At 25.5% G+C, this 20,312-nt stretch carries 19 protein-coding genes and 1 tRNA gene; 14 read left to right on the plus strand and 6 right to left on the minus strand.

What is annotated here, in order from left to right:
- The first annotated feature begins 432 nt into the window (after positions 1–432).
- Positions 433–1,626 carry a phosphoglycerate kinase gene (locus C4S76_RS03730; RefSeq protein WP_105192808.1) on the plus strand — a complete coding sequence of 398 codons (1,194 nt, stop codon included), beginning with the start codon at positions 433–435 and terminating at the stop codon, positions 1,624–1,626.
- Positions 1,627–1,699: 73 nt separating this feature from the next.
- Here the strand turns inward: C4S76_RS03730 and C4S76_RS03735 are convergent, their stop codons facing one another.
- The 4 genes from C4S76_RS03735 to C4S76_RS03750 all read right to left on the minus strand — a co-directional run bounded on the left by C4S76_RS03735 (position 1,700) and on the right by C4S76_RS03750 (position 7,150).
- Complete coding sequence (locus tag C4S76_RS03735; protein WP_105192810.1) at positions 1,700–2,512, minus strand: class I SAM-dependent methyltransferase; 813 nt, start codon at positions 2,510–2,512, stop codon at positions 1,700–1,702.
- An 84-nt stretch (positions 2,513–2,596) separates the two neighbouring features.
- A complete protein-coding gene (gene mnmG / locus C4S76_RS03740; protein WP_105192812.1) occupies positions 2,597–4,465 on the minus strand; it encodes a tRNA uridine-5-carboxymethylaminomethyl(34) synthesis enzyme MnmG in 1,869 nt (622 codons plus the stop codon).
- A 30-nt stretch (positions 4,466–4,495) separates the two neighbouring features.
- Complete coding sequence (gene ybeY, locus C4S76_RS03745) at positions 4,496–4,915, minus strand: rRNA maturation RNase YbeY (protein ID WP_105192814.1); 420 nt, start codon at positions 4,913–4,915, stop codon at positions 4,496–4,498.
- Positions 4,916–4,936: 21 nt separating this feature from the next.
- Positions 4,937–7,150, minus strand: a complete 2,214-nt coding sequence (locus tag C4S76_RS03750) for a patatin-like phospholipase family protein (protein ID WP_181044049.1) — start codon at positions 7,148–7,150, stop codon at positions 4,937–4,939.
- A gap of 136 nt (positions 7,151–7,286) precedes the next feature.
- Here C4S76_RS03750 and C4S76_RS03755 point away from each other — a divergent pair, with 136 nt between their 5' ends.
- The 10 genes from C4S76_RS03755 (at position 7,287) to C4S76_RS03800 (ending at position 15,308) form a co-directional block, all read left to right on the plus strand.
- Positions 7,287–8,432, plus strand: coding sequence for a glycosyltransferase (locus C4S76_RS03755; RefSeq protein WP_245915786.1), 1,146 nt, complete (start codon positions 7,287–7,289; stop codon positions 8,430–8,432).
- A gap of 40 nt (positions 8,433–8,472) precedes the next feature.
- On the plus strand, positions 8,473–9,009 hold the full coding sequence (locus C4S76_RS03760; protein WP_105192974.1) for an acyltransferase: 537 nt from the start codon (positions 8,473–8,475) through the stop codon (positions 9,007–9,009).
- Positions 8,984–10,132, plus strand: a complete 1,149-nt coding sequence (locus C4S76_RS03765) for a glycosyltransferase (protein WP_105192818.1) — start codon at positions 8,984–8,986, stop codon at positions 10,130–10,132. Before C4S76_RS03760 ends, C4S76_RS03765 begins: the two co-directional genes overlap by 26 nt.
- A gap of 2 nt (positions 10,133–10,134) precedes the next feature.
- Positions 10,135–10,683, plus strand: a complete 549-nt coding sequence (locus tag C4S76_RS03770) for a serine O-acetyltransferase (protein ID WP_105192820.1) — start codon at positions 10,135–10,137, stop codon at positions 10,681–10,683.
- Positions 10,683–11,747 (plus strand): glycosyltransferase, encoded by a 1,065-nt coding sequence (locus C4S76_RS03775; RefSeq protein WP_317045835.1) that lies wholly within the window; start codon positions 10,683–10,685, stop codon positions 11,745–11,747. The genes C4S76_RS03770 and C4S76_RS03775 overlap by 1 nt, the downstream gene beginning before the upstream one ends.
- A 115-nt stretch (positions 11,748–11,862) precedes the next feature.
- The gene (locus C4S76_RS03780; protein ID WP_105192824.1) at positions 11,863–12,783 is read left to right on the plus strand and encodes a dimethylarginine dimethylaminohydrolase family protein; all 921 of its coding nucleotides are present in this window, start codon (positions 11,863–11,865) and stop codon (positions 12,781–12,783) included.
- A 9-nt stretch (positions 12,784–12,792) separates the two neighbouring features.
- Positions 12,793–13,746 (plus strand): citrulline utilization hydrolase CtlX, encoded by a 954-nt coding sequence (ctlX, locus tag C4S76_RS03785; RefSeq protein ID WP_105192826.1) that lies wholly within the window; start codon positions 12,793–12,795, stop codon positions 13,744–13,746.
- Positions 13,747–13,790: 44 nt separating this feature from the next.
- A tRNA-Met gene (locus tag C4S76_RS03790) sits at positions 13,791–13,864 on the plus strand.
- Positions 13,865–14,299: 435 nt separating this feature from the next.
- Positions 14,300–14,770: a hypothetical protein gene (locus tag C4S76_RS03795; RefSeq protein WP_245915787.1), complete on the plus strand. Its 471-nt coding sequence runs from the start codon at positions 14,300–14,302 to the stop codon at positions 14,768–14,770.
- Positions 14,771–14,774: 4 nt separating this feature from the next.
- Positions 14,775–15,308, plus strand: coding sequence for a DUF4352 domain-containing protein (locus C4S76_RS03800; protein WP_105192828.1), 534 nt, complete (start codon positions 14,775–14,777; stop codon positions 15,306–15,308).
- A gap of 359 nt (positions 15,309–15,667) precedes the next feature.
- Here the strand turns inward: C4S76_RS03800 and C4S76_RS03805 are convergent, their stop codons facing one another.
- On the minus strand, positions 15,668–16,213 hold the full coding sequence (locus C4S76_RS03805) for a threonine/serine exporter family protein (RefSeq protein WP_105192830.1): 546 nt from the start codon (positions 16,211–16,213) through the stop codon (positions 15,668–15,670).
- Positions 16,197–16,973, minus strand: a complete 777-nt coding sequence (locus C4S76_RS03810; protein WP_105192832.1) for a threonine/serine exporter family protein — start codon at positions 16,971–16,973, stop codon at positions 16,197–16,199. The genes C4S76_RS03805 and C4S76_RS03810 overlap by 17 nt, the downstream gene beginning before the upstream one ends.
- Positions 16,974–17,156: 183 nt before the next feature.
- Between C4S76_RS03810 and C4S76_RS03815 the strand changes: the two genes are divergently transcribed.
- The 3 genes from C4S76_RS03815 (at position 17,157) to C4S76_RS03825 (ending at position 20,289) form a co-directional block, all read left to right on the plus strand.
- The gene (locus tag C4S76_RS03815) at positions 17,157–17,714 is read left to right on the plus strand and encodes a DUF4136 domain-containing protein (RefSeq protein ID WP_181044050.1); all 558 of its coding nucleotides are present in this window, start codon (positions 17,157–17,159) and stop codon (positions 17,712–17,714) included.
- 210 nt (positions 17,715–17,924) lie between these two features.
- Entirely contained in the window at positions 17,925–19,268 is a 1,344-nt protein-coding gene (locus tag C4S76_RS03820) for a sugar porter family MFS transporter (RefSeq protein ID WP_105192836.1), read from the plus strand.
- A 19-nt stretch (positions 19,269–19,287) separates the two neighbouring features.
- Positions 19,288–20,289 (plus strand): LacI family DNA-binding transcriptional regulator, encoded by a 1,002-nt coding sequence (locus C4S76_RS03825; RefSeq protein ID WP_105192838.1) that lies wholly within the window; start codon positions 19,288–19,290, stop codon positions 20,287–20,289.
- Positions 20,290–20,312: the final 23 nt, after the last annotated feature.

Raw genomic sequence — 20,312 nt, forward strand, 5'->3', positions numbered from 1 at the left:
AAAATAAAATTAAAAATATTTTCATAAAATATGATTTTTGATATTATTATATAATTTATTTTTTATCCAAATTTATTTATATATATTACTACTAAGTTTTGAAAGTTATTTATTTCAGTTATTAACATTAAATCTATAAACAAATAAGTTATTAAAATTTATAATTATTTGTTAAAATATATGTAAATTATTAATATACAAATTATTATACTTGTATACATGTTAATAAATAAGTTAATATCACCTTTAAAATTATTTTTATAAAATTTATTAACATATAAACATCTATATTATTACTATTACTATATATTTTGTTTTTAATTAAAAAAATTTATAATAATAATAGTACAAATGTGGATAAATTTCAGCCTTTAAAATTTCTATTTTACTTTCAATGAAACTATCTTTGTATTAAATATTAAAAGGTAAAATATGAAAACAGTTAATGATTTTAATTTTAATGGAAAAAAAGCATTAATTCGTGTAGATTTTAATGTTCCACAAGATGAAAATCTAAAAGTTACAGATTCTACTAGAATAATTTCAGCAAAACCTACAATAGATAAAGTATTAAATGATGGTGGATCTGTTATTTTAATGACTCATTTAGGAAGACCTAAAGGACAGGTTACTGATAAATACTCTCTAAAACATATAGTAGATAAAGTATCAGAAGTATTAGGTACAAAAGTAAAATTTGTTGATGAATGTGTTGGATCAAAAGCTGAATCTGCAGCTTTAGCATTAAAACCTGGTGAAGTTTTATTGTTAGAAAATTTAAGATTTCATTCAGAAGAAGAAAAAGGTGATGTAGATTTTGCTAAACAATTAGCAAAATTAGGAGATATCTACGTAAATGATGCTTTTGGAACTGCACATAGAGCACATGCTTCAACAGCTGTAATAGCTCAGTTTTTTCCAAATGCTAAATGTTTTGGTTTATTAATGGCTAAAGAATTAGATGCTATTCAAAAGGTGCTTAAAACAGGAGAAAAACCTGTTACTGCAATATTAGGAGGATCTAAAGTATCTTCAAAAATTACAATTATAGAAAATATACTTCCGGTAGTTGATAATTTAATTATTGGTGGCGGGATGACTTATACTTTTGTCAAAGCTTTAGGTGGAAGTGTAGGTAAATCAATATGTGAAGATGATAAATTAGATTTAGCTTTAGATATATTAAAAAAAGCTAAAGAAAATAATGTAAAAGTTTTCATTCCTGAAGATTCTGTTATTGCTGATGATTTTTCTAATGATGCTAAAACTCAGGTTGTTGAAACAAAGAATATTCCGGAAGGTTGGGAAGGACTTGATGTTGGTCCTAAAACAATTAAATCTTTTTCTGATGTAATTTTACATTCAAAAACTATTCTTTGGAATGGACCATTAGGTGTATTTGAAATGCCAAATTTTGCAGTTGGTACTAAAGCAATTGGGGATGCTATTGCAGAAGCTACAAAAAACGGTGCTTTTTCTTTAGTAGGAGGTGGAGATAGTGTAGCTTTTGTTAAACAAAATGGTTATACTGATAAAGTTAGTTATGTTTCAACAGGTGGTGGTGCAATGTTAGAATCTTTAGAAGGAAAAGAATTACCGGGTGTTGCTGCTATTTTAAACAATTAATTAAATATTTACATAATATAATAAAAAGAGACAATGTTATCATTGTCTCTTTTTATATAATATTTATACAATTTTATTTATTTAAAATATATATGAGTGAAGAATAATTTTTATTTTTCAAAGCTTTTATATTAGATAGTATACCAATAAATGGAAAACGTAATAAACTAAAATAGTTTTTAGAGTAATTTTCACTAATTAATGAAATATAAAAACTATCAAAGGGTAGGGGATAAGTGTGGATTACATCAAACTGATTTAAATTAAAAAAGTTTATAGCTCCTTCTTTAGAATAATGATAAATATGTCTTGGAACATCCCATGCTGCCCAATTTTCTTTATAATATTTTGCATCATAGGATTTATAATTTGGAATAGCTATTATGAGTATTCCATTTTTTTTTAATTTATTTTTTAATTCATTTAAAATTTTTTCTGGATTTGATATATGTTCTAATACATGCCAAAGTGTAATAATATCTATAGAATTATTTTCAATATCGTTTAATGAATTAATTGTATTTTCTTTTCCAATTTTATAAATAGCATTATTTAAAGCTTTAGAATTTGGTTCATATCCTATAATTGAATAATTATTATTTTTCATAAATTTCAGGAAAGACCCATCTCCACAACCATAATCTAGAATTTTACCAGTGTTTTTATATTTAGAAATTATTTTAAGTTTATATTTTTCATTTAATTTTTGAGTATACTGATATATTTTAGATTTTAATGAATTATCTTTTGAATGTGATAAGTATTTATTACTTTCATAATACTTTTCTAAATTTTCAGGTATATTTTGTGTTTTTAAAACACCTTTATATTGAGTTTCTTTAACTTCAAAAATTTCTTTTGTTAAAAAATGATCTTTAATTTTCATTATTTATTTTCCTTGAAATTTAAACTTAAAATTTAAATGTTTCACGTGGAACATTTAAATTATATATTTTTAATTTTTATTTTTTTATCTTCCCATATATATTAATAGTACATTAATATCAGATGGCGATACTCCACTTATTCTACTAGCTTGACCAATAGTTTCAGGTTTAAATTTTATTAATTTTTGTTTTGCCTCTGTAGAAATACTATTTAATTTTGAATAATCAAAATTAGATGGTATTTTTATATTTTCTAGTCTATTTAATTTTTCAACATTTTCAAGTTCTTTATCTATATATCCTTTATATTTAATTTTAATTTCAACTTGTTCTAATATTTCATCTGAATAATTATGTGTATATAAATAATTTTGAATATTATTAATTTTTTCTAAATCTTTTAATTTTATATTAGGCCTTACTAAAATACTATCTGCTTTTACCGTTTGTGTAATAGGAGTAGATTTTTTATCGATTAATATAGGATTTGTTTCCTCTTGTTTTATAGAAGTTGATTTTATAAAAGCTATACACTCATTAGTCTTTTTTAATTTTTCTTCTAAATTTTTCATTCTTTTTTCTGAAACTAAACCTATATTATAACCTAATGGAGTAAGTCTTTCATCTGCATTATCTTGTCTTAAACTCATTCTATATTCTGCTCTGGAAGTGAACATTCTATAAGGTTCTTCAGTACCTTTTGTTATTAAATCATCTATAAGTACGCCTATATAAGCTTCATTTCTTTTTAAAGTAAAAGAATTTTTTTCTTGAATTTTTAAGGAAGCATTAATACCTGCAATCAAACCTTGAGCAGCAGCTTCTTCATAACCTGTTGTACCATTTATTTGTCCGGCAAAATATAAATTATCTATTATTTTTGTTTCTAACGTATTTTTTAATTGTGTTGGAGGAAAATAATCATATTCTATAGCATATCCCGGTCTAAATAGTTTAGCATTTTCAAAACCCGGTATTAATTGTAATGCTTTTATTTGTATATCATCAGGTAAAGATGTACTAAATCCATTTATATAATATTCAATAGTTTTCCAACCTTCTGGTTCAGCAAAAATTTGATGTCTTTCCCTTTCAGAGAATCTATTAATTTTGTCTTCAATAGAAGGGCAATATCTGGGACCGGTACTTTTAATTGTACCATTAAATAAAGGTGATCTTTCAAAACCTTCTTTTAAAGTTTCATGTACTTTTATATTTGTATAGGTTATATAACAGCTTCTTTGTTTTTTTAATCTTGGTGTATTGGTATATGAAAATTTTTGTGGATATGTATCTCCTTTTTGTTCTTCCATTTTAGAAAAATCAATGCTTCTACCATCTACACGTGGAGGAGTACCTGTTTTCATTCTTCCAGATTCAAAACCTAATTTTATTAAACTTTCCGTGATGCCAAAAGCTTCCTTTTCACCCATTCTACCACCTCCAAATTGTTTTTCACCTATATGAATTAATCCATTTAAAAAAGTTCCATTTGTAAGTATTACAGATTTAGAATAAATTTTGACTCCCATAAATGTCTTAACACCCAAAATTTTATGTTGATCTGTGATTATTTCCGTAACCATATCCTGAAAAAAATCTAAATTAGAAATATTTTCTAATTGATTTCTCCATTCTTCTGAAAATTTCATTCTATCTGATTGAGCTCTTGGACTCCACATAGCTGGACCTTTAGATAAGTTTAACATTTTAAACTGAATCATAGTTTTATCAGTAACAATACCCGATATACCTCCTAAAGCATCAATTTCTCTTATAATTTGTCCTTTTGCAATTCCTCCCATAGCAGGATTACATGACATTTGACCTATAGTTTGAAGATTCATAGTTATCAATAAGGTTTTAGATCCTAATTGTGCTGCAGCTGCAGCTGCTTCACAGCCTGCATGTCCTGCACCAACTACAATTACATCATATTTTTCTAATATCATATTTTATAATGTTTCACGTGAAACAAATATTTATTGTAAATTTTTATATATGTTTAAATAATAATTTTCTTTTTCTCGCATTAATTTTGAGTCTTCAATTGATTTATCTTTATAACCAATTATATGTAAAATTCCATGTACTAAAATCCTATTCAATTCTTCTTCAAAATTTGATTTATTAATATTTGAATTTTCTTTGATTCTATCAATAGAAATAAAAATATCACCAGAAATAATATCATTTTCTCTATAATCAAATGTAATAATATCAGTATAGAAATCATGATTGAGATATTCAATATTAATTTTTAATAACTGTTCATCAGAACAAAAAATATAATTAATATTACCTAATTTTGTATTTTCATTTATAATGGTATTATGTATCCATTTTTTTCTTTTTCTTTTATTTCTTAGAATAAAATTATTTTCTGAAAAATAATGTATCATTGTATTTGTATTATATTTAATTTAAAACCAATAACCTAATCCTACGCTAAAAACTCCTTTTTTTTGATTTACAGAATAAGTGTATAATAAATTAATTGGGCCAAAAGGACTATCATAACCATAGCCTATTCCATAACTGGAATATTTATAATTAAAATATTTTATATCTTTAAAATAGTTTTCTACATTGGCATAATTAACATATAATTTAGCATAATGATTCTTTAATATTTTATAATTTATAGAACTGTATAAAGAAATAAGATGATTTCCATTTGTATATGCAAAAGGTAATCCTAAAAATCGTTTAAAATTATAGAGTTCTTGCTCAAAATATCCTCCAATGTAATATTTATATTGCATTGCCGGACTATTAAAAGAAGTTCCTAAAAAATCTTGGTTTTCAATAAATAATTTTTTTGTTATAGGTATTGAAAAGTTTAAATCTCCTTTTATAATGGTAAAGTCATTAAAATTTGGTGCATTAGAAACTAATATTTGCTTAGCAATAGCATTTATTTTAAAACCTCTAGAAGAGAAATTTGCGTTGTCTCTTGTATCAACTTTGATATAAAAATATGGATTTATAAAATAGCTTTCATCTTTTAAGAAAGTTGGATTAGATTTAAAAGGAGAAAAATTGATATAACTATATTCTAAACCTAATCCTACAGCATATTTTTCTTTAAGAGTTGATTGAAAATATATTTGCTGATCAAAATTTCGTATTCTGTTTATAATATATTTACTTTTCTTTAAATCAGAATAATTAAAATTAAAAGCATTAAAATTTGTATTAAACCCTATGCTAGGATAAACTCCATTATCAATAAAATAGTTAATATAAGTTCTAAAATTATTACTAAAAACTATATCTGTTGATAAGGAAGAATTTTTAAATAAAAGCTTATATAAAGTTATATTTGTAAGAATAGAAGCTTTATAAACATCGTCATAATGTATTCCTAATTTAAGTGAATTGTTATTTTTTTCATCTAAAAACAGTGTTAGTTTTATACTATCATTTTTTTCCTTATTATTTTGAATTTGATAATATACTCTATTAAAGTTTCCTGTTGAATACAAAGCGGAAATTCCTTTACTTATGTCTTTTATAGAAGTATTACCCGGAATTTCAATTCCAATTTTTCTCTTAATATATTTAGTATCATACGAGTTTTTACCTTCAATATTTAATGTAGTAACATATAAATTTTTATTAACTGGTATTTCTTTTGTATTGTTAATCGTATCTTTATTATTTTGCAGTTTAGCTATTTTTTTTAATTCTATATATGCTTTTTCTGCAGCAAGTTTACCTTTTAGTAATATAGAATCCTTCTTATCAAAATCTGTAACGCTATAATCTTTCAAGTCAGGTTTTATTAAAAGATTAACATAACTTCTTTCAAAGTCAGTTTTCATATTTATTCTATAACTAATAATTTGATTTATCACATTTATTAATGATTTAATATCTTCAGCTTTTTGTAATCCGGATCCTAAATCTACACCGATAATTATATCTATACCTTTGTCTTTTAATGCTTTAGCAGGGAAATTATCAACTATACCACCATCAATATATAATTTATTATTTATTTTAATAGGTTCTATCAAAGAGGGATAAGCTGCACTCGCTAATACACTTAGAGGTAAAAATCCATTTTCCATCTGTTCTTCATCTCCAGTTTCTAAATTAGTTGCTATGCAAAGGAAAGGAATTGGAAGTTTAGAATAATCCTTTATATCATGTACATTGCTTAATAAATTAGTTAATAACAATAAAGAACCTTGCCCTTTACTAATAGCTGTAGGCAAAGTAAATTTTAATTTATTATCAAAGGGAAGTGTAAATAAATATTTATCACGATATGATTTATCTATAAATGGAATGAAACTACGATCTTTTTCCTGAAGAAAAAGCCCAACAAAATCAATATTTTCAATAGCTTTTTTTATTTCTTTGGGAGAATATCCAGCAGCATATAATGAACCTACTATTGCTCCCATACTGGTTCCGCTTATATAATCGATTTTAATACCGGCTTTTTCTATAGCTTCAATAACTTCTACATGTGCAAAACCTTTAGCACCACCACCACTTAATACCAAACCAACTTTAGGATTTTTTTTGATATGTGTTTTGTCAATGATTAATGTCTGTGCTTTATAATTAATTAAAGCTATTAGAAAAACAATAAAAAAAATACTTATTTTTTTCCTAAAAATCATGATAGCAAATATATAAATAATAGTTTGAAGAATATAAGTTACAATAGTGTATAAAATTAATAATATTTGCATAGAACTTATAAAAAAGATGTAACTATATATAAATACTAATTTTTATCTTTGTTAATTATTTATAATGCAGAAAAAAAAAATAAAAGTTTTATTTAGATTAAGATCTATGGAAATGGGAGGGGTTCAAAAAGTAATTTTGGATCTTTTAAATAATTTATCAAAAGATAAATTTGAATTTACATTGTTACTTAATTTATATCAGGGAGAACTTAGAAATGATATACCGAAAAATGTAAAACTTTTATATCTAACAAAAGGAAAAGAAGATTTTAGTAAGAATCCATTATTAAAAAAGATTCAACTTGCATTTAGACTATTAAAATTATATTTATATAAAAAATTTCCTTCATTTCAACTTAAAGAAAAATATGATATAGAAGTAGCTTCAAGTTATTCAGAATATGATATGACTTTAAATAGTTCAAATAAAAATTCAAAAAAAATTGCGTGGTTTCATTCAGAAGTTACTTATGAAAGATTAAGATCGAAATCATGGGATTATATAAAAAAAATGAAAAAATTTGATTATGTAGTTTTTTGTGCCAATCAAATTAGGAATCTAATAGAAGAAAAATATGGTATAACTTTTTCTAATAGTTCGGTTATTTATAATGCAGTACATGTTGACGAAATAAAAAAAAAGGCAGAAGAATATAATGTAGATTACGGGAAATTAAAAAAACCAATTTTTTGTTCCATAGGACGTTTACATAGTAGAAAAGGATATGAAATACTTGTAAATGTTCATGCTAGACTTATAAATGAAAATTATATACATTCAATAGTAATAGTAGGAGATGGTGAAGAAATGGATAGATTAAAAAAGCAAGTAATTGCTTTAAAGGTTGAAAAAACATTTAAACTATTAGGAACGAAATTAAATCCATATCCTTACTTAAAAGCAGCAGATTATTTTGTTTTACCCACTAAATCTGAGGCATATCCTTTAGTTATAAATGAAGCATTAGCACTGGAAAAACCAATTATTAGTACTAGAGTAGGAGGAATACCAGAAATGATAGATAATAATATTAATGGTTTATTAGTTAATTGTAATGAAGAAGAAATATACCAAGGTATGAAGAAATTTATTCAGAATTCGAAATTTGTTGATGATATAAAGAGAAATTTAGAAAAACCTGAAGAAAAATTTAATCCAGATAGTATTTATCAAGAAGTTGAAGAATTGTTATTACAATTATTAAACTAGTCAATATACGATGAAAAATTTTATACAAGTTTTTTTTTATATGATTAGAAAAATACAAAAAAAATTTTCTGATGAATATTATATAAAAAAATCTATAAAAAGAGGTTTAAAATTAGGTAAAAATGTAATTTTTGTAGATATGCCCAATTTTGGTTCTGAGCCATTTCTTATTGAAATTGGAGATAATACAAAAATAACATCAGGTGTAAGATTTATAAATCATGATGGCGGTAATTATGTTATAAAAAATATGTTGAAATATGAGGATGCAAGAAATGTAGGTAGAATTAAGATAGGGAATAATTGTTTTATAGGGAATAATTGCATTATTTTACCCAATGTAAAAATTGGTAATAATTGTATTCTAGGAGCAGGTGCTGTATTGACTAAATCTATGCCTGATAATACAGTTTATGCTGGTAATCCGGCGAAATTTATTTGTACCATTGAAGAATATGCAGATAAAATGCTTAAAAACACAACAAAATATCCAAGAGAATTAGAAAAAAATAGAAAAGAATTGGAAAAATACTGGGCAGAAAAATTACCATATGAGTACAAAAAAGATACTTATTAGGATAGGTTCACTCCGTCATGGAGGCGCTGAAAAAGTATTAATCACTTTTTTAAAAAACATACCCAAAAATAAATATCAGATTGATTTATTATTAAATCTTAAATCAGGCAAATACCTTTCCGAAGTACCAGATTGGATTAATTTGTTTTATCTTAATGAAGGAGAAATGATTACAACCAATAAGCCTTGGGAAATACCCCAAAAAGCTTATAGAAAAATATATCAAGGAATTTTAAAATTATTTCCTAAGTTGCTTTATAAATTTATACTAAAAAAAGAAGATTATGACATAGAATTGATTGCAAACCACAGTTTACTACAAGAGGTGCTCAAAAGCCCTGTAAAAACATCTAAAAAAGTAGTCTGGGTCCATAATGATCTATTTAGCATACCAGAATATAAACCAAACAAACTTATAAAATTTTTTAAAGCTGATAAAATTTGGGTTATTTCAGATAAAATAAAAGATGATTTTCAAAAACTTGCAAGAAATTCCATAGAAAAAGAAAAACTAATTAAAATTTATAATCCCATAGATTCTGATGAGATAGTAAACAAAGCAAAGGAAAAAATTGAATTTGATTTTTCAGAATATCAAGAAAAAACATTTGTAGCCATTGGAACTGTTTTTCCGCAGAAAGGATTTGATAGACTTATAAAAGTGCATAAAAAATTATTAGAAGAAGGTTTATATCATAAAATAATTATAGTGGGCGATGGGTATGATTTTATAAAAATTAAAAATCTTATAAAAAAATTAAACCTAGAAAAAACAATAAAAATGGCAGAATTTCAAAAAAATCCTTATCCATTTCTGAAAAATACAGATTATTTTATTCTTTCTTCCCGATATGAGGGATATCCCACAGTTCTATTTGAAGCATTAACACTAAAAAAACCAATTATAGCAACAAATGTATCAGGAGTAAAAGAAATTTTACATAAAGGAGAATTAGGTATGATAGTTGAAAATTCAGAAGATGGAATTTATAATGGAATGAAGAAATTTTTGACAGATTCTCACATACCAGATCGATATATAGAAAAAATGAATAAAAAAGAATTACCATTTTCTTTAGAAAATGCAGTAAATTCGCTTTTAAAAATATTAGATAATCTATAACTATGACACGAACTATAATACAAAAAGATTATTATAGAATTCATGGAAAATGGCCAGGAAAGTTTATTTGCAGAGGGATGATAGATCCTAATTTTAGGTATTTATATATATTTAGGAAAGCATCAAAATATAGAAAAAAAACTGTGTTGGGAGTTTTTTATAGAATATTATTATACCATTATCAAGTAAAATATGGCTTTCAAATATATCCTGGGACAAATATTGGTGAAGGATTCTACTTAGGTCATTGGGGAACAGTAATAATAAACCCTAAAGTAAAAATTGGTAAAAATTGTAATATTGCTACAGGAGTAACTATTGGTCAAACAAACCGTGGAGATAAAAAAGGAGTTCCCATATTAGGAGATGAAGTATGGATAGGAACTAATGCTGTTATTGTTGGAGACATAAAAATAGGTAGTAATGTTTTAATTGCTCCTAATTCTTATGTTACAAGGGATGTTCCGGATAATTCTGTAGTTGTAGGAAACTTAGCCAGAGTCATGCAAAATGATGAAGCTACTTTAGGATACATTAATAACAAAGTATAGTGAAAGTTATTTTATTTATTCTTCCAAATATGAAAATGGGAGGAGCAGAAAGAATAATAATGACACTAATTAACTCTATTGATAAAACAAAATACAAATCTAAACTCCTTCTTATGAGAAAAGAAGGATACTATTTAAAACTTTTAGATCAAAATACAGAAATTATTGAGTTAAAAAAAGATAGGATTAGAAATGCTTTTTTCCCAGTAATAAAAGCTATTCGAAAATACAAACCTGCAATTGTATTTGGCGGTTGGGGAGAAATTTCTGCTTTTTTATCACCTATAATACCATTTTTTCCTAAAGCTCATTTTATCACAAGAGAAACCAATATAGTATCAAAACATGTAACAAGGCCGGAAATTAAATTTTTTTATAAATTTTACAATAACTTTTCTACAATTGTTGCCCAAAGTGAAGACATGAAATCAGATTTAATTAAAAATCTGAAGATAAAAGAATCCAAAATTGTTAAAATTAATAATCCGGTAGATTTTGATTTAATAGAATCCAAACTAAAAGAAAAAATTGAACTTCCATATTTAAAAGAAAATAAAAATGTTATTGCTATTGGCAATCTATCCAAAAGAAAAGGATTTGATAATCTCTTGAAAGTATTTATGTATTTAAAAGAAGAGAATATACATTTATATATAATAGGAGAAGGAGATGAAGAAGAAAATCTTAAATTACAAAAAGAACAAAATAAACTAAATAATGTTCATTTTTTAGGAAAAAAGACAAATCCTTTTCCCTTTATAAAAAATGCAGACTTATTTGTACTTTCTTCACGTTACGAAGGATTTCCAAATGTTTTGTTAGAAGCAGGAGCTTGTGGTATATTTTCAATTGTAAATAATTGTAAAGGAGGAATTAATGAAATTATACAACCTAATATTAATGGAAAAATAGTTAATATCGAGAATTTTCATTTATTTGCAAATGAAATTAAAAGAGAAGTTAATATTCAACATGAAAAAAATATAATAAAAAAGTCTATTAAAGATAGATATTCAAAAGAAAAAATCATTAGACAATATGAAGATCTCTTTTCTGTCATTTAAAATTATATTTTAAATACCACATAAAGTTTCTTAATAAAAAACATATTTACACAACAAAAATACCTACTTTTGGTATAATATTTCCTTATCTTTAAAATAATCTTGATTGAATTTTATGCAATTATTAAATATAAATGATGAAACATCAGAATTAGAAACTGTTGTATTAGGTCAACCTCATTCTATGGGTAAAACCCCTAATTTAGAGGAAACCTACGATGCAAAATCTTACGAAAACGTTACTAATAATTCATATCCTCAAGAAGACGACATTATTTATGAAATGACTTGTTTTGAAAAAATATTAAACGACCATAAAGTAAAAGTGTTACGTCCCAGAATACTAAAAGATTGCAATCAAGTCTTTGCAAGAGATGTCGCTTTTGTAATTGAAAATAAAGTTATTATATCTAACATAATTCCCGATAGAGCAGACGAGCAAGAAGCCTATAAAGAAATATTTGATATGATTTCTTTTCAAGATATATATAACTTGCCTGAAAAAGCACATGTTGAGGGAGGAGATATAATTCTTTGTAATGATACTATTTTTTGTGGGGTATATAAAGGGGATGATTATTCTTCACTTAAAACCGCAAGAACCAATGCATATGCTATAGACTTTCTAAAAGAATTATTTCCACATAAAACATTTATAGATATATCCTTAAAAAAAAATGACAAAGATCCTAAACAAGGAATATTGCATTTAGATTGTACATTTATGCCGGTTGGAAAAAACAAAGCAATTGTGTATAAAGAAGGTTTTATAAATCTTAAGGATTATCAATTTATAGTAGATTTTTTTGGAAAAGATAATATTTTTGAAATTACTCAACAAGAAATGTATTATATGAATACAAATATATTTTCAATTTCTCCGGAAGTAGTTGTTTCAGAAGAAAGATTCATTAGACTTAATAAATTTTTAGAAGAAAAATGGAATCTAACTGTAAAAAAAGTTCCATATTATGAAATATCCAAAATGGGAGGACTGTTAAGATGTTCAACATTACCTTTAAAACGTAAAAAATAAATAATGAAGATGAAAAATAAACAGATAACAAATACTGTATTAATGATTGAACCTATTGTTTTTGGATTCAATGAAGAAACTGCAACAAATAATTTTTTTCAAAAAAAAGATTCTGATCCTAAGAAATTGATACAGGACAAAGCTTTAGAAGAGTTTACTAATATGGTTGATAAACTTAGAAAACATTATATTAATGTTATAGTTTTTAAAGATACAAAAGAACCATACACTCCTGACTCTATTTTTCCCAATAACTGGATCTCTTTTCATGATGATGGTAATGTATTATTATATCCTTTATATGCACCCAATAGAAGAAAAGAAAGAAGATTAGACATAATAGAAGGTTTAAAAAATAAAGGTTTTTTAATAAAAAACATAGTTGATTTTACAGAATCAGAAAACAAACAGATTTATTTAGAAGGTACAGGAAGTATTGTTTTAGATAGAACAAATAAAGTTGCTTATATTTCAGTTTCAGAAAGAACTAATGAAGGATTATTCTTAGAATTTTGTGAAAAAATGGAATTTACACCTATTATTTTTCATGCAACACAAAACATTGAAAAAAAAGAATGTCCTATTTATCATACAAATGTAATGATAAGTATTACTGAAGATTTTGTAATAGTGTGTTTAGATTCCATTAAAGACTTAAAAGAAAGAAAATTAGTTTCAGATATTTTACATAGTTCGCAAAAAGAAATTATCACGATATCTGAAAAGCAAATGATGCATTTTGCTGCTAATTGTTTACAATTAGAAACAGAAAATTTAAATAAATATTTAGTAATGTCTTCTACAGGTTATAAAAGTTTAAATATGGGGCAAATAGAAAAAATTAATAAATACAGCAAAATATTAGTGATAGATGTTCCTACAATTGAAAAATACGGAGGAGGAAGTGTTAGGTGTATGATGGCAGAGATTTTTTTACAAAAAATAGATATTGGAAATAAATAATTTTGTAGTTTAATGAAAATCCTACTATATTTGCACACTCATTTGGCGAGGTAGCTCAGGTGGTTAGAGCGTTGGATTCATAACCCAAAGGTCGGCAGTTCAAGTCTGCTCCTCGCTACGAAATAAACCCATAACACATTAATTAGTAATGTTTTGTGGGTTTTTTGATTAAAATATTTTCGATATATTATTAAAAATTTTATGGTATAGCAATTAGATAAAGAAAATTTTTTATCTAAAAAAGGATTTTGATTTGATATTATATTAATAATATATTTTACTTTTGTAAAGTAGAAACTTTAAAAGATTAGAAGTTATAAGAAAATAAAAATTTTAAAATAAAAAAATTAAGCGTTAGCTTTAGTGATAACCAGAAAATCGCCAGTTTTCAAACATTTCACACACTAGCTATTCAAAGTGGCGTGGGATGTTTTTATTGAGTGTGTGGGTTCTGGCGAGCCTTTGGTGTCAATAAGTTCAGTTCCCACGCTTTTTTATTTAAATAAATTCTGCTTTTTGGGATTGGAAGCATAAATTAAAATTAGAATTTTCGTTGAAAATAATCAATAATTCTTTTACTAAACATAAAATATGCTTATTAATTGGAAGTAGTATTAGTTTATTCATAGGTATCCTAATATATATATTCTTTAGGAATTTTCCTTTAAGAATTTTTTCATGGAGTGAACTAGTAGGAATACAACAATTTTTATATAAATTAAGAGAACATAACATTTCTTACGTCAGATATATTCCTGATTGGATGTTATTTTCTTTACCAGATGGACTATGGATTTTTTCTTATACCTGTTTTACACTTTACATTTGGAAAAATATAATATCTGTGGAAAATGTAATCTGGTTTATAATAATTCCTTTTGTAGCAATAGGGTCTGAATTACTACAGTTATTTCAATTACTCTCCGGGACTTTTGATATAACAGATTTGTTATTTTATTTATTAGGATTTCTCCTTCCTTTTATACTTTTCAAAAAATCAATTATATATAAATTTAAAATTTAAAATCATGAAAAAACATTTTAAAACATTAATTTCAGCTTTAGCTGTTGTATTCTTTTCATTTATTGCTTTTGCAAGTCTGGACGATGATAAAAAAGATTCGGAATCTTCTTCTATAGATAATTCTTTCAATTATATAAAATTAGGAGAGCCTCTACAGACAAAGTATTTTGAAGTAACAGTGAATAAAATAAATATAAAAGATAAGGTAGATACCGGAAATCAATTTGCAGACCTTGACAAAGAAGAAGGGAATCTTTATTTAATTTTAAACACTACCTTCAAAAATATAAGTGATGAAAGCAGGATGTTAATGGATGGAGAAGTGTTGATTAATTATAATGGGAAACAATATAAATTTGATCACTCAGAAACAATACTATTAGATGGTTGGGGATTGTCACTTAAACAGATTAATCCATTAACTAAGAAAACAACTAATTTAGTATATAAAATTCCGGCAGAAATAAAAGGAGATGTTTATTATAGACCTGGACGTTCTGATAAGAAAGATTTAATAGTATTGGGAGAAATTGAATAGAAAAGAAGAAAGTACAAGAAATACGAACAGAAATGTTTGTATTTCTTGTAAGTTTGTTATGCTTTTTTATTTTAAACTCTGTGGTTATTATAAATAATTATATGAAATTTTATAATTCACCTATTTTAATCAGAATAGATTTATTATTTTAACTCTTTTGAGTTTAAAAGAAATAATTTTAGTTCAATAAATTTATTATAATTTATTGAACTAAAATTGTAATCGTATTTATCTGGTTAATTTGTAAATAATGAAAATTATTTCCACAAAATAAATATAAATATAAATTATAAATACTTCTCTATAATAATTTATTAGATACATACATATTTATCGTTTTATAAATAAAGATATAAATTTTAAATATTTTTATTTTTATTTATAAAAAATTGGTTTAAACTGGTTTTTTTGACAGAGGCAGTTTTAAATATTAATAGAGGAAAAACTACTCCAAAGGCAAGAGATAATAATGTAAAGCCTGTACGAGCAGATTTTTCAATCATTTCAACTAAATATTCAAATTGAAGAACCTCTCCTTCCTTTAAAGAAATAACTTCAATAAGAGAAATCATAAATTCGTAACCGGGTTTTCCTGGGATTATATTTATAACGGCTGGTATAGTAAAAACAATAGGAGGTGTATGTACTTTATGAGCAAAGTAAACACCTAATACACCTACTAAACTGGCAGCAGTAAAACTTGCAAAAACAATTTGATCTTTAAAATAGATTAGTAGAAAGGCTCTACAACTAAATCCTATAGCTCCGAGCACTGCTACGACCCACATAGAACGTTTAGGGGTTCGAAATATAACGGCAAAACCAATAGACACCCACATAGACCAAAATATCTTTTCACCTAAAGATACTTGCGTAGACGAAAAAAAATCAATTAAAAAATTCATAACCAAATATAAATAATGATAAAAATAAACCGAGAGCAATCATAAATATTAATACAGAACCTTGAATACCTCTTGAGATACCCTGAGAAATATATCCCTCAAGAATATCTATAAAAGAGTTAATTAAAGGAACTCCCGGAATTAAAAATAAAACACTGGCTGCAAATGCACTTTTTAAATCAGAATCAGTAATAATCCTACATATGTTTACTGTAGAAACAGCTGTAAAAGAAGCTGTTGCAAAAACAATGAAAATGTTAAAATGTTTTTCTGTTAAAAATTGCCTAACAATTAATCCTAAAACAGTAGCTATAAAAGTAACAAAAAATTCTAACCAGCTTCCTCCAAGAATCCGGCTCAAACTAGCTCCTGCAAGACCTACAAAAAACCATATGGCAGGCTTAGGATAATGAGCTATTTTTTTAATTTTTTGGAGTTGTTCATATACTTTTTGAAGATCATATTTTTCCTGAATAGTTTTCCAGGAAAGGATACTAATTTCAGAAACTATTTCAAAATTAACCCCAACATGAGGAATAGCTCTTACAATAGTATGCATTTCATTAGTTGTTCGGTCTCTAACACTTAAAACAGCACCGGATAAAGAAATGAATAAATCTGCTTCAAAATCTAAAGCATCAGCAATACGTTGCGTATTTTTCTTTATACGAGAAGTATTAGCTCCACTCATCATTAAAGTTACAGCTACATCTGATAGCAATTCACTTGCATATTTAATCTTGATAGACGGTTCGTCCATAAATTTAAATTTTAGATAAAAAATTTTTGCAAAAATATAAAGTTATTACCTTTTGTATCTCATAAAAGTTAACAAACCTTTACAAATATGACAAGAATCACAGAAATAGAATGAACAAAAAAAATGTATTATACTTAGAGTATTATTATTAAATTTGCTTTAATAATGAAAATAATTAAATACATGAAAATAATTATTGTATTAGGACTTTCTTTTTTCCTTTTTATAAATTGCCAGTCAATAAAACCTACTGTAGATTACGATACAAATACAAATTTTACTAACATAAAAACCTATGATTATTATACAAATAACAGCATTCAATTAAATCAAATTGATAGTTTAAATTTCATGAGAAATCTTGATAATTCTTTAATTACTAAAGGGCTACAAAGAACTTCAGATAATCCAGATATTTATATAGCTGTTATGGTTTCAATTGCCGAGGGAAATGATGTTAATACCGTAAATTTAGGTGTTGGTGGAGGTAGTGGATGGTTTGGTTTGGGAACCAATATAGGAATTCCCATAAAAAAAAGAATTATAAATTACACATTTCAAATAGATATGGATAATGCCCAAACTAACCAATTAATCTGGACTTCTAAATTCTCAAATACAGTAGATTATAATAAATATTCCAATTCTAAAACAACTTTATTTCAAGAAAACATTAATGCGTTAGTTAAAAATTACCCTCCTAAAATAACAAAACCTAAAAAGAAGAATTATTATAATTGATATAATAAGTAAAAAATAATAGTTTAATTACATAATAAAAAACCCTTTAATATATATTTATTAAAGGTTTTTTTTATGTTCTAATGAGATAATTTTATTAATTGTTTTTATATTTTTATTGCTTTGTGATTAAATACATGAAAATAATATGTGTTTAAACGTTTAAATTTTTTATTTTTGCATATTTAAAATGTGAAATATTTTTATACGATGAATAAATATTTATATTGGATAACTTTTGTTGCTGTAAACGGAGGTTTAATATTTGGTCTTAATATGGCTGGAATTTCTGGCGCCAATGATATGATTAAAAATGAATTTTCCCTTACTGATAGTGGATTAGGGACTGTTGCAGCCTTATTAACCATAGGTTGTTTATTAGGTTCTTTGTTTACTGGGAATATAGCAGATAGGTTGGGAAGAAAAACAGTTATGATTATTACTGCAATTTTATATATTTTATCTGCTTTAGGATGTGCTTTAGCAACATCATCTGCCATACTAATATTTTTTAGAGTTTTATCAGGTCTTGCTGTAGGATCAACCTCAGTAGTTGGGCCTATGTATATTTCTGAAATATCTCCTGCAAAAAAAAGAGGTACATTAGTTTCCCTAAATCAGTTTGCCATTACAATTGGTATTTTATTAGCATATGTTTTTGATTTTTTGTTAATTAATCTGGGCGATGATAGTTGGAGATATATGCTTGTGATGCCTGCTTTATTTGGATTTTTATATTTGGTTTTTCTTTTAATCGATTTTCCAGAAAGCCCTCGATGGTTAATTTCCAAGAATAAAGTTGAAGAAGCCATTAAAATTTTAAGAAAAATTGGAGGTGATGAGATGGTAAAAACCGATTTACCAGAAATGAAACAAATAATTAATTCAGAAAAAAATAGAGAAAAAATATCTATTGGCAAATTGTTTAAAGGAAGTACGGGAAAAGTGGTTTTAATAGGAACACTTATAGCTGCTTTTCAACAAATTACTGGAATAAATGCAATTATTATGTATGCTCCAGATATATTTCAAGCAGCAGGATCTGCTCAAAATGATTCTTTATTTCAATCGATGATAGTAGGGTTAGTTAATTTTTTAATGACATTTATAGCCTTAAGGCTAGTAGATACAAAAGGTCGTAAAACACTTTTATTATGGGGAGCTATAGGTATGGCTATATCACTAGGCTATTTAACCTATGAATTTTCAAAACCTATACAAAATGGTTTTGGGGTTCTTATTGCGTTACTAATTTATATATCTTTTTTTGCAGCTTCTTTTGCTCCTGTAATGTGGGTAATTATATCAGAGATTTATCCTAACAAAATTAAAGGTATAGCAATGTCTTTTTCTACTGCAATAAGCTGGCTTTGTACATTTTTTACAATACAATTTGCTCCTATCATTAAAGGAATAAGTTTTGAATATTTATTCGCTATTTTTGAAGTATTTACGATATTAGCATTTATTTTCGTTAAAATTTGGATACCAGAAACTAAAGGGAAATCTTTAGAACAAATTGAGAAAGAATTAGGGCTGGATAATTCCAGATAATTAATAAACTGAAATCTAAATGAAAAGAGCTTCAATTAAAGATATAGCAGAAAAGGCAGGCGTATCTATTGCTTTAGTATCCTATGTACTTAATGATAAATTTGTAAATCGCATAAATAAAGAAACAGCAAAAAAAATAAAAGAAATTGCTGCAGAACTAAATTATAAACCAAATAAAATAGCTCAAAGTCTTAAATCTAATAAGACCAATACAATAGCTTTATTGGTTGCAGACATAGCTAACCCTTTTACTTCTCAAGTAGCAAGAATTATTGAAGATGAAACCTCCAAAAGAGGATACATGCTATTAATTGGAAGTTCAGATGAAAATGAAGAAAAATTAAAACAACTTATAGATTTATTTCAAAAAAGACAAGTAGACGGATTTATAATAGCTCCAGTTGAAAACTCAGAAAATATAATTAATAATTTGGTAGAAACTAAAGCTCCGGTAGTATTAATTGATAGACCTATAGATAATATGGAAATAGATTCCATAGTCACTAATAATTTTGAAATATCTTATCAAGCTGTTAATTACTTAATAAATAAAGGAAAAAAAAACATTGCGATTTTTTCATATAAAAAAAATTTAGAAAATTTAAAAAATAGAGTAGAAGGATATAAAAAAGCGTTAAAGGATAGTAAAATATATCTGGATTCTGAAAAAATTATTTATATAGAAGAATCTAAGACACAATCAGAAGTATATAAAGCTATTGATGAACTGAATTTAATGACTACTGATGCTCTTTTTTTTACCAGTAATAAATTGGCTATAGCAGCATTAAAAAAATTATCAACATTAGATATAAAAATTCCTGAAGAGCTTGCCCTTGTAACCTTTGATGAATCAGAGGCATTTGATATTTTTAGGGTCCCTTTAACACATATAAAGCAGCCAATTAAAAAAATATCTAAAAAAGCAGTTGAGCTTTTAATAGAAAAAATTGAAAAGACAAACTTATTACAACAACAAATAGTTTATAATTCTGAAATAATAATAGGAAAATCTGTGTAGATAAAATTAACAATAAAAAACAT

It is taken from the genome of Apibacter adventoris, from assembly GCF_002964965.1.
GTDB classification, from domain to species: Bacteria; Bacteroidota; Bacteroidia; order Flavobacteriales; family Weeksellaceae; genus Apibacter; species Apibacter adventoris.

Excerpts from the sequence above, each read along its gene's own strand:
- C4S76_RS03765 (WP_105192818.1), top strand. The coding sequence starts at position 8,984 with ATGAGTACAAAAAAGATACTTATTAGGATAGGTTCACTCCGTCATGGA.
- C4S76_RS03735 (WP_105192810.1), bottom strand. The coding sequence starts at position 2,512 with ATGAAAATTAAAGATCATTTTTTAACAAAAGAAATTTTTGAAGTTAAA.
- C4S76_RS03760 (WP_105192974.1), top strand. The coding sequence starts at position 8,473 with ATGATTAGAAAAATACAAAAAAAATTTTCTGATGAATATTATATAAAA.
- C4S76_RS03770 (WP_105192820.1), top strand. The coding sequence starts at position 10,135 with ATGACACGAACTATAATACAAAAAGATTATTATAGAATTCATGGAAAA.
- C4S76_RS03800 (WP_105192828.1), top strand. The coding sequence starts at position 14,775 with ATGAAAAAACATTTTAAAACATTAATTTCAGCTTTAGCTGTTGTATTC.
- C4S76_RS03805 (WP_105192830.1), bottom strand. The coding sequence starts at position 16,213 with ATGAATTTTTTAATTGATTTTTTTTCGTCTACGCAAGTATCTTTAGGT.
- C4S76_RS03815 (WP_181044050.1), top strand. The coding sequence starts at position 17,157 with ATGAAAATAATTATTGTATTAGGACTTTCTTTTTTCCTTTTTATAAAT.
- C4S76_RS03820 (WP_105192836.1), top strand. The coding sequence starts at position 17,925 with ATGAATAAATATTTATATTGGATAACTTTTGTTGCTGTAAACGGAGGT.
- C4S76_RS03750 (WP_181044049.1), bottom strand. The coding sequence starts at position 7,150 with ATGATTTTTAGGAAAAAAATAAGTATTTTTTTTATTGTTTTTCTAATA.
- ctlX (WP_105192826.1), top strand. The coding sequence starts at position 12,793 with ATGAAAAATAAACAGATAACAAATACTGTATTAATGATTGAACCTATT.
- C4S76_RS03730 (WP_105192808.1), top strand. The coding sequence starts at position 433 with ATGAAAACAGTTAATGATTTTAATTTTAATGGAAAAAAAGCATTAATT.
- ybeY (WP_105192814.1), bottom strand. The coding sequence starts at position 4,915 with ATGATACATTATTTTTCAGAAAATAATTTTATTCTAAGAAATAAAAGA.
- C4S76_RS03780 (WP_105192824.1), top strand. The coding sequence starts at position 11,863 with ATGCAATTATTAAATATAAATGATGAAACATCAGAATTAGAAACTGTT.
- C4S76_RS03810 (WP_105192832.1), bottom strand. The coding sequence starts at position 16,973 with ATGGACGAACCGTCTATCAAGATTAAATATGCAAGTGAATTGCTATCA.
- mnmG (WP_105192812.1), bottom strand. The coding sequence starts at position 4,465 with ATGATATTAGAAAAATATGATGTAATTGTAGTTGGTGCAGGACATGCA.
- C4S76_RS03825 (WP_105192838.1), top strand. The coding sequence starts at position 19,288 with ATGAAAAGAGCTTCAATTAAAGATATAGCAGAAAAGGCAGGCGTATCT.
- C4S76_RS03755 (WP_245915786.1), top strand. The coding sequence starts at position 7,287 with ATGCAGAAAAAAAAAATAAAAGTTTTATTTAGATTAAGATCTATGGAA.